The 13,262-nt window shown below is 47.4% G+C and carries 14 protein-coding genes; 3 read left to right on the top strand and 11 right to left on the bottom strand.

From position 1 onward, the window contains the following. Positions 1–33: 33 nt before the first annotated feature. From ADU22_RS15775 to ADU22_RS15735, 9 genes are all read right to left on the bottom strand, one after another. On the bottom strand, positions 34–840 hold the full coding sequence (locus tag ADU22_RS15775; RefSeq protein ID WP_053363009.1) for a pantothenate kinase: 807 nt from the start codon (positions 838–840) through the stop codon (positions 34–36). Positions 841–886: 46 nt separating this feature from the next. Beyond that, on the bottom strand, positions 887–4,027 hold the full coding sequence (locus tag ADU22_RS15770; protein ID WP_053363008.1) for an SbcC/MukB-like Walker B domain-containing protein: 3,141 nt from the start codon (positions 4,025–4,027) through the stop codon (positions 887–889). A gap of 1 nt (position 4,028) precedes the next feature. Beyond that, complete coding sequence (locus ADU22_RS15765; RefSeq protein ID WP_053363007.1) at positions 4,029–5,168, bottom strand: exonuclease SbcCD subunit D; 1,140 nt, start codon at positions 5,166–5,168, stop codon at positions 4,029–4,031. Between the two features lie 160 nt (positions 5,169–5,328). Beyond that, positions 5,329–5,529 carry a cold-shock protein CspD gene (gene cspD, locus ADU22_RS15760; protein WP_053363006.1) on the bottom strand — a complete coding sequence of 67 codons (201 nt, stop codon included), beginning with the start codon at positions 5,527–5,529 and terminating at the stop codon, positions 5,329–5,331. 159 nt (positions 5,530–5,688) lie between these two features. Further along, positions 5,689–6,228, bottom strand: coding sequence for a 4Fe-4S binding protein (locus ADU22_RS15755; RefSeq protein WP_053363005.1), 540 nt, complete (start codon positions 6,226–6,228; stop codon positions 5,689–5,691). Beyond that, positions 6,225–6,485, bottom strand: a complete 261-nt coding sequence (locus ADU22_RS15750) for a chaperone NapD (protein WP_053363004.1) — start codon at positions 6,483–6,485, stop codon at positions 6,225–6,227. The genes ADU22_RS15755 and ADU22_RS15750 overlap by 4 nt, the downstream gene beginning before the upstream one ends. Positions 6,486–6,501: 16 nt before the next feature. After that, complete coding sequence (locus ADU22_RS15745; protein WP_053363003.1) at positions 6,502–6,894, bottom strand: hypothetical protein; 393 nt, start codon at positions 6,892–6,894, stop codon at positions 6,502–6,504. A gap of 15 nt (positions 6,895–6,909) precedes the next feature. Continuing rightward, a complete protein-coding gene (gene napA, locus ADU22_RS15740) occupies positions 6,910–9,441 on the bottom strand; it encodes a nitrate reductase catalytic subunit NapA (protein WP_053363002.1) in 2,532 nt (843 codons plus the stop codon). Positions 9,442–9,717: 276 nt separating this feature from the next. Beyond that, entirely contained in the window at positions 9,718–9,975 is a 258-nt protein-coding gene (locus ADU22_RS15735; protein WP_053363001.1) for a hypothetical protein, read from the bottom strand. 152 nt (positions 9,976–10,127) lie between these two features. Between ADU22_RS15735 and ADU22_RS24715 the strand changes: the two genes are divergently transcribed. The 3 genes from ADU22_RS24715 (at position 10,128) to ADU22_RS15725 (ending at position 11,679) form a co-directional block, all read left to right on the top strand. Next, positions 10,128–10,286, top strand: coding sequence for a hypothetical protein (locus ADU22_RS24715; RefSeq protein WP_156324369.1), 159 nt, complete (start codon positions 10,128–10,130; stop codon positions 10,284–10,286). 134 nt (positions 10,287–10,420) lie between these two features. Next, positions 10,421–10,738, top strand: coding sequence for a hypothetical protein (locus ADU22_RS15730; RefSeq protein ID WP_053363000.1), 318 nt, complete (start codon positions 10,421–10,423; stop codon positions 10,736–10,738). A 149-nt stretch (positions 10,739–10,887) separates the two neighbouring features. Next, positions 10,888–11,679, top strand: a complete 792-nt coding sequence (locus ADU22_RS15725) for a TIGR00266 family protein (protein WP_053362999.1) — start codon at positions 10,888–10,890, stop codon at positions 11,677–11,679. A 65-nt stretch (positions 11,680–11,744) separates the two neighbouring features. Here ADU22_RS15725 and ADU22_RS15720 read toward each other — a convergent pair whose 3' ends face one another. Both ADU22_RS15720 and ADU22_RS15715 read right to left on the bottom strand, forming a co-directional pair. After that, a complete protein-coding gene (locus ADU22_RS15720; protein ID WP_053362998.1) occupies positions 11,745–12,563 on the bottom strand; it encodes an ABC transporter ATP-binding protein in 819 nt (272 codons plus the stop codon). A 133-nt stretch (positions 12,564–12,696) separates the two neighbouring features. Continuing rightward, positions 12,697–13,248: a gamma carbonic anhydrase family protein gene (locus tag ADU22_RS15715; protein ID WP_053362997.1), complete on the bottom strand. Its 552-nt coding sequence runs from the start codon at positions 13,246–13,248 to the stop codon at positions 12,697–12,699. Positions 13,249–13,262 lie beyond the last annotated feature (14 nt).

The following is a 13,262-nucleotide window of genomic DNA, read 5'->3' as shown; positions in this document are numbered from 1 at the left end:
GTACCTTGAATACCCTCTAAAGTACAAGGTTCATTATGTGGACAGAATTGCCCCAAGGGCACCGCTGTACTCCCCGTTCAGGAGAGTGTACGGATGAAGGCCAAGCATGCTGGAATACTGTTCTAATCCTGCCTGTAACGGCAGATTGCCGGTTAGGGTGCTTCCTATATAGACAATATCATCCGTCTGATGGAGCGTCGCAGTCTGCTTGGTGAGGAGGACAAGGTTCTCAGCTAGCATATTGGCTGCCGCTGCCAGCCTGTCCCGGTCTGAGTGGTCCTTGCTGAATGCCGCCTTGGCAAAATTGCTTGCTGTTAAACTTCCGTCAATAGGCGGGTCTTCTTCATAAATATCCTGCACCAGCAGATCCACGTTTCCCTTGTTCCCTGAAGACGCGAGGGKGACATACTCCGAAAATTCCTTTTGGCCCGCAAGCAAATTGGCCAGCCCCATGAACGTTCCACCGCCCAAGCCGCTGCCAAGCACGCGCTGATGCTGTTGGCCATCAACTAAATACCAGGAGGTGCCTGTACCAATATTGGCAATCAGGTATTTTTTCAACGCTTTCTCCCCTGACTTCTTATGCAGAAATGCAGCACCTGCACATACAGCGGTGAATTCGGGGACGATATCGGCCTCCGGGAAATAGTTTTCACGAATAAAAGGAGCCTTTCCACCTGTCAGGGAAACTTTTGCACCCTGAGCCGCGATAGCCATCCAGGCCGCGGCCTGGTTCAGCTGCCCAATCGGATACCATTTGTAATGGCAGCGGCCGCCTTCTTCAATCACGATTTTAATCAGCGAACCTCCCGCATCGATTCCGAGCTTTTTCCTTGTCATTGAATCAGCCTCCATTCGTCCTGTCAGTCAAGCTCCCGCCAGTCATTCAGCGGTTTAAAAAAATGAATTCCGCCTGGCTTCCCGTCTGGGTCGCCACAACCTCAAGCCTGGCGTCAATCCTCTCCTTCAGTTCCGGAACATGGGAAATGATTCCGACAAGGCGCCCGCTGCTTTGGATGTCAATCAAGGTTTCGATTGCCTGATCAAGCGATTCCGGATCAAGAGTGCCAAATCCTTCGTCGATAAACATTGTCTCAAGGGAGACTCCACCGGAATGATTCTGTACCACATCGGCGAGGCCAAGTGCCAAGGATAATGCCGCCTTGAAGCTTTCCCCGCCAGACAGGGTCTTGACATGCCTTTCCTGGCCGGTGTACTGATCATACACAAGCAGTTCCAGCCCGCTCTGCACATTTCCCTTGGAACGGTCTTTTTTGCGCCGGAGCTGATATCGGCCGCTTGTCATTTTTGCGAGTCTCGCATTTGCTTCTGCTAAAATATCATCCAGGAAGGCAGCAAGGACATAGCGTTCAAATGTAAGCCGGAATCTGTTCTGTCCCTTGGACATCTCATGGAGATGCCCAATAAGCTCATAGCGTTTCTCCAGGTCCTTAATGCTTGAATTAATGGCCTCAACGCTGGAAACGACCAGCTCATTGTCCCTTTTCATGATAAAAAGCTGCTGGTACTCTTCCTGGTCCTTTTGCAAATCGTCTTCAAGTGCCTGCAATGCCTGCTTTAGACTATCAACGTCGGGTTTTTGCACATCTTTTAATGCTTTAGACAACTCTTCAAGGCGGTCCGAAACCGACCTTAGTTCCTCTCTGTATAAGCGGACAGCTTTCTCCAGTTCCGCTATTTTCCCTTCCGGCCTTTTTGCCTGATGATACTGAGAATAGGTTTCAAACCCTTGCTTCATCATCGACGATTTAAAACGTTCACGTTCTTTTAACAGCTCATCCGACTTTTCGGCGCGATTTTTTTCAGCTACCTCCAACCGCGTCTTTTCCTGTCCCAATTTTTCTTTTGCAGCCTGGTGCTGTTTCTGGGCAAATTCCAGCTGGCGCAATAGTTCTTCCTTCCGATTGATCCTTAAGGCATGCTGCTCCTCAAAAGCCTGCCTGGACCTGAGGTTCTCCGGTATGCTTTCTGTCATCCTGTCAACCATGGTCCGTTTTTGCGTGTATTCAATGGTCAGTTTCTGAATCCGGTCCTCAAACTTCTTCTTGTTCTCTTGAAGCACCGTTTTGACCTTCTTCAATTTGTGAATCTCTTCTTTTATCGCAGCGGCTCTCTTCGCCCTTTTCTTGTGCTCGCGCTGCTCCAAAATCAGTCTGGCCTGCTCCGCCTCCAAACCAGCAAGGTGATCTGGCAGGACTTCCGCGGAAAATCCGGGTCTGCTCTTTTGAAGTTGGGCCTCAAGCTCTTCGGCGTTGTCCATGATAGTCCTTAACGCTGTTTCCCCTTCAATGAAGATTTTATCCGTCTTCGCCCTTTCTTCCTCCAGCTGTGCAGCCTGTTCCCTGGCAGTTTTTAAATCCTCCTGTGACGGAAGAAACCCTTCCCGGCCGTTTGCCGGGCTTGGATGGCTGTGAGATCCGCATACGGGGCATGCCTCTCCATGCTCAAGTGTGCCTGCGAGTATGGCTGCCTGGGAATGGAGCCATGTTTGCTCCAGCTTTTGAACAAGCTCTTTGGCATCCAAAAATCTTGCTTCCGATTTGGAAAGGGCATCCTGGCGTTTTTTCACTTCACGGCGCCCGCGTTCAATCCTTTCGAGCATGGTTTCAAACTTCTTAAGCTGGTCATGCTGTACCTCAAGCTTTTCCTGCTTCCTCTCACCTTCAAGAAGGGCAATCTGCACTGTTTCCAGTCCTTCTTTTTCGGTCTGCAGCTTCCTTAGCTCGCTATCCGCGTTCACTTCTGCAAGGTCATTTTGTTCTTTTTCTTTCCGGAGAGCTTCCATTGCCACTGCCAGCTTTTCCGATTCCTGTTTCAGCCCGGCATAAGCGAGCACATCGTCCTTGATATGCTCAAGTCGGCTGACCTCTTCGGCAGCCTGCTTTCTTTCAGGCTCCCTGCTCAACTGTTTTTCAAGCTCTGCTTCGCACTGTGCGAATTCCTCAGTTAGAAGATTGATTTTCTCCGATAGATTTCTGAGCAAATCATCCAGCCGGTCCATATCCTGCTTAAGTCTATGGCAGATTTCTTCCTGGCTCTCAAGAAGGGCTGCCTTTTTGGCCTCTGCGCTTTCTTTCTCCCTTGCTTCATACAGCTTTTCTTGGCTCTCGAGCTCCGCTTTTCTGGCCTGAAGCTTCTCCTTTCCCTTGATCTGGGTGAGGAGAGCCTCTGCTTCGAACAGTTTTTGCTGCAGCTTGTCCCGTTCGTCCTGTTTCCTGGCACGTTCGTTCATCAATACTGAAAGCCTGGTTTCCATTGCGGCAATTTCTTCTATAATAAGTGGAATCATTAAAACATCATTGGTACTGCCGCTTTCCAAAAAACCCTTAAGTTCATCCCGTTCAAATACATGGGCTTTTTGCAGGATAGCATTGCGTTCATCCATGCGGGATTTCAAATGCTTTTGCAGTTCAGCGGACTCTTCCTTGAGCTTGTCTTCAATCCTTTTATAAATCTCTGTGTGAAACAAGTGCTGAAGGATCACTTCTTTATCCTTGCTGTCCGAGGTCAGCAGTTTCCGGAACTCCCCTTGGGGAATCATGAKGATTTGCCGGAACTGGTTGCTGTCAATAATCATGATTTCCCTGATTTTCTCATCCACATCCCGTACATTCGCTGCCAATAGCCGCGGCTCGCCATCAGGCCCAAATAGGTACAATTCCGCCTTTGCCCCAACTGTTGTAAAACCGTCGCCTCTTTCCTTTTTCTTTTCCTGCTGCGGCGACCTGGTAATTTTGTACGTTTTTTGGCGTAGAGCGAATTCCAGGCTTACTTCTGTAGGAAGGTCTTCTCTGGCGAATTGGCTGCGCAAGTCGGAACCACTCCGGTCCTCGCCGCTTGCCTTTCCATAAATCGCATAGGAAATACCATCAAAAATGGTAGTCTTTCCCGAACCAGTCTTTCCTGAAACCACAAACATCGTACGATTTCCAAGAATGGAAAAATCAATCGTCTCGGTCCCAGCATATGGCCCAAAAGCCTGAAGCGTTAATTTCAACGGTTTCATATCAGCCCTCCTCCCTAAGAACCTTATCAATGATTCCAGCCATGAGTTCCCTTTTTTCCTGGGAAAAGTCGGCGGTGGTCATTTCGCGGTAAAATTGCTCAAACAGTTCGAGCTCTGATTTCTTCTCTTCCTTATAAGATGAAAACTGGCGAAGGTTTTTCTGGTCGATTGATTCTATCTTTCTATCAAGATGAAGGACATTGGGATACACCTGCCTCAGTTTCCCAATCGGATCGATCAGTGCCCCTTCATCCAATAGTGTCACTTTCAGGAAATCATCCGTTTTTTGTTTAGTATAAAATTGCGGGTCCAAAAGCTGCTCCAGATAACCTTCCACTTCCCTCATATCCTGCCTCGGCTTTAGCGTGCGCTGCCTGATTTCAAAGTCCCCGGAATCCTGCATCTCGATAATCGAAACGGCTTTTCGCTGATTGGCTTCCGAAAAGGAATACTTCATCAAGGAGCCTGAGTATTTGATTTTATCGTGGCGGATGGCATCAGGGCTATGCAGATGGCCCAAAGCCGTATAGGAGAAGGGAGCAAACAGCTCTGAACCTACGCAGCCGGAACCGCCAACGGACAGTGTCCTTTCAGATTCGCATGTTTCCCCTCCCAAAACAAAGGCATGTCCAACCATAACATTCGGCACATTTTGATCCATGCTCTCTTCTATTCTGCCAATCACTGTTTTCATGGCATCCTGATGCGTATGGATGGAGGAATCGTCAAGCATATGGCGGACAAATCCCGGTTCTGCATAAGGAACAAGATGGAAATGGACACCGTTTATTTCAATTGGACGGGATTCTCTTTCGAGTTTACCGTTTAGGTAAAAATGGCTGTGGCGGTACCACGAGCTTCCAAATGACAGCCGCTCCGCACTATCATGGTTGCCCCCTATCGCCACTATTGGCGTATTAAGCTCAACATTGATTTTGAATAAAACTTCATCCAACAGCTCGACCGCATCTATTGGCGGTACTGACCGGTCATAAAGGTCACCTGCTATGATAACGGCATCCGGCTGTTCCTCCGCAACCAGGTCTATAAATTGATCGAGGATGATCCGCTGCTCCTCCGTCATATAAATGCCATGCACCAGCTTTCCAAGATGCCAGTCTCCTGTATGTATAAATTTCATGGTTTCCCCCTCCGGCAAATATGTACCTGTTCTTTTCCTATTATTATATCAAACAAACATTAGGTTCGGCCTTCCTCAAAATCAGGAAACAATCAGAATATCCTCTCCCGCTGAACATATAAAAAGCCCAGCTCAATAGCGGCTGGGCTGAATCATTTTTTTATAGTTTGACTACGTTGGAAGCCTGTGGCCCACGAGCTCCTTCAACAACTTCAAAGGAAACTTCCTGTCCTTCTTCCAAAGACTTAAAGCCTTCTGATTGGATGGCAGAGAAATGGACGAAAACATCGTTTCCATCTTCACCTTCAATGAACCCGAAACCTTTTTCCGCGTTGAACCATTTAACCTTACCGTTTTTCATGAAAAAAATCCTCCTAGATTGGCTAGAACTAGCACTGTTAAAATTGGCCAATTGCCGATACTCTAGTATTTGCGACTATCACAATAGGCTACAATAAATCTAACATAATTGTGAAATTTTGTCAAATTGGCGATTCTTTCTTTTCCATTAGTATTTTGCTCAAGACGGTAAATCCACCCAAATTCCTTTGTAATCGGAAATGCAGCTCGCAGTGCAAAGCCCGCATCCTGTACAACGGCAATTTACCTCAGGTGATCCGTTGTTCAGGGTCAATGCCTTTTCCGGGCATGCCCGCAGGCAATAGTCGCAGCTGATTTTTTGAAAGGCAAGGCAGAAATCAGGGATGATTCTTGCTTTGCCAATCTGCAGCCTGCCTGTGGGATTTAACACTCCGGCTCCACATGCTTCGGCGCACTTTCCGCACATTGTACAAGGTGTCAAGTTAGGGTCTAAAAATGGCGTAAAGGCCAGCTGGGCACCAGCTCCAGCGGTAAACAATGATATGGCGCCTTCCTCGCAGGCTTCCTTGCACCGGCCGCAGCGAGTGCATGAGGAAAGGAAGGCAAACTCTCCCGACGCACCTGGCGGCCTGAAAAAAGAAGGCTTTTCTTCTGCCTGAGTTAAAAAGCTGCCAAGAAAGCCAATGGAAACCTCCCAGTTTTCCTTTAAAAATTGACGGCGGTTCAAGTTTTCGCTCATGCTTCTTGCAAGTCCTCTAGGGCCTCGTCCTCCCCAAAATAATGATACACAAGGCAGACAAGGACCACATTGTCAATTCCTTTGAAGAGATTGGAGACCTGGTAGCTTTCGTCAACGGTATCCGCCTCAAGAGTCAGTACGATTTTATAATCTTGTTCGATATGGTGTACTTCGACGCCTTTCATCCTTTCGAGTACCTTTGCTGCATTTGCCGCCCTTCCTGGAACAGTTTCTACGTAAAGGCTTGATATGACCATGAATGTACCTCCGTTCTCATTCCCTGTTAAATGCTGTTTTCTTGTCATTCTGGGTCGCATGGCATTGGATGCAGTTATCCCGGAATACAGGCCCGTCCTGGTTTTTTTCATAATAATGGTCATCCGGAGGAGTTGGGGCAGGAGAAGCAGCGCTTCCATGACAAGTCATACAGCCCTGATGACGCAATTCCGGCACCCAGCGCTCGATGTGGTCCGCCGGCTGGGTTGGCGGTACTCCGACTAATCCCATGGTCGCTGCATCAGGACGCCCCTTTTCCTCAAGCTGAACCAGGATGGGTTTCCCGGTTTTCGAAGCCGGAACTTGACCGTCTAACCTTACCGTAATTATCACAACAGTTGTGAAGGTTATAAGAAAGATTCCGACTAAAAGCCATTTTTTTCTTTCCATGTTTCCTCCCCCTTCCTAGGCCTTTAAAATTTTGACCGCGCATTTTTTGAAATCAGGCTGTTTGGAAATCGGACAGTATGCATCAAGGGTTACGAGATTAATGAGCGTTTCTTCTGCAAAAAACGGCACATAAACAAGTCCTTTTGGTGGTTGTCCTGTTCCTTTTGTCTCCGCTTTTATAAGGACTTCGCCTCTTCTCGAAACAATTCTGAGCATATCGCCGCGCTTAATGCCAAGGTTTTCTGCATCCTCGGGGTTTATTTCACAAAATGCTTCCGGTGCAGCCCGGTGCAGCTCAGGCACTCTCCTTGTCATCGTTCCAGTATGCCAATGCTCCAGAACCCTGCCGGTACAAAGCCAGAAAGGGAAATCTTCGTCCGGTATTTCGGGAGCATCCTCAAATGGACGGAAGATGATGGACGGACGATGTTCAGCCGACTTGTAAAAATCAAGGTTCTGATACTTCCCACGCTCTCCAAACTCCCTGATACCGTGCTCGTCAAATCCTTCTTCCTGCTTTCCATCCGCATACCGCCAAGAGGTTTCGAGCCACTTGCCATCCACATTCCGTACAGGCCAGGCAAGGCCCTGTTTTACATATTCATCATACGGAGCAAGCTGTTTGGCTTTTAATTTCAATTTGTTTCCCAGTTCGTGAACAGCTTTGTCTGGGTGTTCATGAGGATTGGTAAAATAACGATATTCCTCAAACATAGTTTTGTTTAAAACCCGCTGATCCTCAACTACGTCATTCCGTTGGGCGTCCCAGACATTTCCGAACAAGACATCGAACGCTGGCCTTCCATCAATGCTTCTTCCCTCCAGCACTCGTTTGGCTACCTGGATGAGAACCCACAAATCATGTTTGGCCTCTCCAGGGGGTTCGACCAGTTTGGAAAATATATTGGTCCTTCTTTCCGCATTGCCAAACTGGCCTTCGCGTTCAATCCACATCGCAGCCGGCAGAACAACATCCGCCATTTCGGCGGACTTTGTCGGATACCCCTCCGACACCACTATGAAAGCGTCCAGCACTCCTTTGCCGTCAGGGTCGTGCCCCCGGAAACGGTTAAGCTTCGGCATGCTCTGGCCCCAGTTGTTCGACATGCTCCAAAGAAATTTCACATTCCCATTTCCCAGTTCCCTAAACATTTTTACACTATGGAAACCAGGTTTCTCAATTGGATCCAGATATCCTTTTGGCAAATTCCAAACCATCTCGGCAAACCGGCGGTGTTCCGAATTCGAAACGACCATATCGGCTGGAAGGCGATGTGAAAATACGCCTACTTCCCTCGCGGTTCCGCATGCGCTAGGCTGCCCCGTCAATGAAAATGGACCATTGCCGGGCTTGGATATCTTTCCTGTCAACAGATGCAGGTTATAGACGAGATTATTCATCCATGTGCCGCGTGTATGCTGATTCATTCCCATTGTCCATAAGGAAACAATTTTTTTGCCTGGATCGGCAAACTCCTTTGCGAGGGCTTCCAGATCGGCGGCACGCACTCCCGAAAGCTTAGAGACATGCTCAAAGGTATACTCGCTTAATCGTTCTTTATATTCTTCAAAAGAGATGCTCCAGGTTTTGTCTGCAGACTGGCCTGCTTCCGTAAGATCATAGCCGTCCTCCAGCGCATGGCCGAGATTTTCCGTTCCTGCCTTGAATTGTAGATGCTCTTCCACAAACTTCTTATCGTATTTTTCATTTTGAACAAGATAGTTGGCAATCGAATTGGCTATGGCAAGGTCAGTCTGCGGCCGGAATACCATCGTGGTATCCGCAGACTCCGAGGTGCGCGACCTTCTTGTCGTCAAATCATAATGTTTGACCCCCGGCGTGCTAAGCTTGCGTGCTGTCAGCCTCGAGTAAAGGACAGGATGCATTTCCGCAATATTTGCCCCCCATGTGATAAATACATCTGTTTCATCGAGGTCGCGGTATGCTCCCATAGGCTCGTCCGACTGGAACGTACTCATGAACCCAGTGACGGCACTTGCCATGCAAAGACGCGCATTCGGGTCAATATTATTGTTGAGCAGTCCGGCTTTCCACAGCTTTACTGCTGCATAGCCCTCAACAATGGTCTGCTGGCCCGATCCCCAGAATGCGATCGAATTCGGGTCCCTGTCCACAGCCTCACGCAGCTTCGCTGAGACCAGACCGAGCGCTTCCTCCCATGTTGCTTCCCTGAATCCTTCCATCGTTCCTTTTTTTGTTTTACCATCCCGAATCATTGGCTTCGTAATTCTATCTTTGCCAAATAGGATCTTTCCGGCATAATACCCTTTAATACAAGTTAATCCCAGATTCGAACGGTTGTCGGGGTCCCCCTTGGTGGCTATTACCTTTCCATCCCTGATTCCTACCAATATGCCGCACCCCGTACCGCAAAAACGGCATACGGATGGTTTCCATTCTTCAGGTTCTACTTCTGATGCCTTTCTGGCAACGGCCGGCTTTCCTTCTTTCTGGCTGCACCCTGCAGCAGCCATTGCGGCTGATACCGCAGCCGCTTTGAGCAAAGTCCTTCTCTTCAGTTCCATATCCTTGCCCTCCATTTTCTCTTCTGACAGCTTAAGCGTATGATGACTTTGTTTCTCCTTCAATAACCTTGTGAATAATTCACATAATGTTCAACGCATTGTGTCAGAATTTTTCATACCCGACGCATAAGGAACATATATTAGAAAAAGTGAGAGCACCTTAGTCGGCTCCGACAATTCAAATTTCTTTATAGTATAAAAAAACCGGCAGACAGTTTTACTGTCTCCCGGGAAATTTGTGGAGGCTAATCATCAGGCTGCGGAATGGCTTTACTATCAGTGGCAGCACTTACGCTCGTCTTCATCCCTGTCGTCACGCTCAGCTGCGACAAGGTCTCTGATCAAGCAGCGTCGAACAGCACGGCAGAAATCATCACTTTCAATAAAGGCTTTCACTGGAACTCTAAAATTTTCATCGAAGATTCCAGCCACGTCGTTGTCCTTTCTCCTGCGGTGACTTGCCCCAGCTACATTTGAACGCTTCGGATAATAAACATCTGAAGCGCCAGCAACACGGTCTCTGTAGTTACCCATTTATTTCCCCTCCTTTTCTCTATCAATTCTTCTTACACTGCATCATATTCAGCAGTGGTACAAGCAGGAAAGGCTTGCGACTATCTTTTTGGAAAATGTGCTTCTATCATGCCATTCTGCTAATAGCAAAATTTTAAAAGGAGGAACCCTTCATGATAGAAATCCTGATTGTCCTCGCTTTGCTGTTGTTTATTGTCTTTCTGAAAATGGGAATAAAAGCCCATGTGAAAGGCGGCAGCAAAACATTGTTCTTCGTTCCCTCTGCAGCCAGCCTGGTTGGATTGATCCTTCTTCTTATCATTTTCTATTAAAGTAATGACGGGGGTCAGGCACCCTTTAGCAAGCTAAAGGGTGCCTGACCCCCGTCATTGGCTAGGAATAAATCAGGATTGAAATGACCATTCTATTGGTAAACAATGGGTTCATTACTTTGAGGAGTGCTGTTATGACAATCTATGTATATCAAACATTTGAAATTAAACAGGATAGCTTTAAAGAAGCTCTGGAGAACTTGGGCAAACTGCAAAAATTCCGCAATGAACAATATGACCATACAGTGGAAATACTTTCACCTGTCAGTGGACAGGACCATACCTATGCTCTGCTGTCTGCTTACGATGGATTGGCCGAAATGGAATTTCAGGACAAAAAGATGTTTGATGATGAGGAATATATCAAACTGATTGGCGACTTTTTCTTGAAAGATATCGTCCAGGGCAGTATGCGAACACAGATATTAAGGTCGATAAACCGAAAGGGCTAGGAAGCAAAGTCATTAATCATGGAGAACAACGGGCGGCAGGCATCTTGGCTCTTTTTATTTATTTTCTCCTGGACAACCATAGCTGAAACCTTTTCCATTCTTTTCCGTACATAAGAGTGATAGAAAAAAAACCGGGCGGAGTTGATACCATGAATAACCATGAAATTGATTATGAATTGTTTGGCGATGATATGCAGTTTGTCCAGGTCGAGCTTGACCCTGGCGAAACCGTCATTGCCGAGGCCGGCAGCCTGATGATGATGGATGACGGCATCGGGATGGAAACCGTCTTTGGCGATGGATCCAACCAGAACAGCGGACTTGTCGGAAAGCTTCTTGGAGCAGGCAAGCGGGTTCTGACAGGGGAAAGTCTGTTTATGACAACCTTCACAAATGAACGGAGCGGAAAGAAACGAGTCAGTTTTGCATCTCCATATCCGGGAAAAATCATTCCGATGGATTTAAGCCTGCTTGGGGGAAGGGTCATATGCCAAAAAGATGCCTTTTTGGCTGCAGCCAAAGGCGTTTCTGTTGGGATAGAATTTCAGCGTCGAATTGGCACAGGATTTTTTGGCGGTGAAGGATTCATCATGCAAAAGCTTGAGGGAGACGGTATGGCTTTTGTCCATGCAGGCGGAACATTATACGAAAAAAGGCTGGAGCCTGGTGAAGTCATTCGGTTGGATACCGGCTGTCTTGTTGCGATGACCCAGGAAGTCGATTACAACATTGAAATGGTTAAAGGCATAAAAACAGCATTGTTTGGCGGGGAAGGTCTATTTTTCGCCACTTTGAGAGGCCCAGGAACGGTATGGGTCCAATCATTGCCTTTCAGCCGGCTGGCCAGCAGAGTGTTTGCTGCAGCGCCACAGGCAGGCGGGCAATCCAAAGGGGAAGGCGGAGTCGGCGGTTTGTTCGACCTATTCGGCGGAAACCGCTAAAAGACACTCCGGTTTAACAAAAGCCTTGCGAACCACTTCGTGGTTGGCAAGGCTTTTTTCAATTTCTACTTTTTCCCCGCAAATGCTTTTATCCTGACCCATGGCCGGCCATTCTCCCAATCAACCGAAATTGGAACTTTAAAAGTTCGTTCCAGAAGGGATTCTGTCAATGTGGATGCTTTTTCTCCCTCTGCCACTACTTCTCCTGATTCAATTAATAAGGCGTGTGAGACCGAAGGGACTATTTCCTCTATATGATGGGTTACATACAATAGCGTCGGTCCGCCAGGCTTGCCCACCATCTCCTCAATCGTCCCCAGCAATTCTTCCTTTGAATAGATATCAAGCCCGTTACAGGGCTCGTCCAAAATGAGGAGCCGCGGCGAAGACATCAGGGCCCTGGCAATCATCGCCCTCCTTCTTTCTCCCTGGGAGAGGGAGATAATTAACTGGTCCGCCAGATGGCTGATCCTGAACTGCCGCATCAATTCCCTGGCCTTGTCCGCATCTTTTTCGGTTATATCTTCATATAAGCCGATTGAAGCGAATTTGCCGCTGAGAACTACCTCAAAGGCTGTATCGCCAGGACGTGATTGATACTGGTCATCAAGAGAAGAACTAACCCAGCCAATTGATTTGCGGAGTTCGGGAATATTGGTTTTTCCGAAAACATTTCCAAGCACGGAAACTTCCCCGCCATTGGGCCACTGGTAGCCGGTAATCATTTTTAGAATAGACGTCTTTCCGGACCCATTCAGCCCTAATAAAGCCCAATGTTCTCCTTTTTCCACTGTCCAGGAAACATTTTTCAATATTTCCTTGCCGCTGCGGTGCCAAACGATGTTCTTAAGGGAAATAATGGTGTCGTTGTTGGTCAGGTTCATTTTATCCTCTCCAGTTAAATTAAATAATCTTTATTTTCAGTATAATTTATTTTTGAATATATAAAAAGGCTGCTGCTTAAAGCTGACGAAATTTCGGCTTTATGCACCACCCTTTTTATAATTCCAGGCGTTTTTATCGGAATGTCTTGTCAATGTTGCTAGTATCCTGTGAAGAAATGCCCGCTTTAAGGAACCGTTTTCCGTTCTCCTGATAATGAACTGCACCTTCGAGCAATCGGTTCTGAAGTTCTTTGCCGACTGGTTTTATAGGCTTGGCAGGAACTCCTGCAGCCATCATGCCTTCTTCTATCACTTTATTTTCCCCTACTACTGCCCCGGCTGCGACAACCGCACCTCTTTTGATATGTGCGCCGTTTAAAATGATAGCCCCCATTCCAATCAAAGCTCCGTCTTCAATTGTACAGCCATGGATCAGGCAGTTGTGGCCGATGGTCACATTTTTCCCGATCGAAACAGGATACCCTTCATCAACATGGATAATCGATCCCTCCTGGACATTACTGCCTCTGCCAATGGTAATGCAATCATTGTCGCCTCGTAAAACAGAGTGAAACCAGATGCTGACATTCTCTTCCAAGCTGACATTTCCAATTACATGGGTCCCAGGTGCCAGATAAACAGAATCGTGGATTCTGGGCTTCATTCCTTCCAGCTCATAAATCAACCTATTCAACTCCT

The sequence above is a fragment of the Bacillus sp. FJAT-27251 genome (assembly GCF_001273925.1).
Taxonomy (GTDB): domain Bacteria; phylum Bacillota; class Bacilli; order Bacillales; family Cytobacillaceae; genus Mesobacillus_B.
Note: the sequence above shows the minus strand (reverse complement) of the source record. Positions and strands in the feature narration are given on the sequence as shown.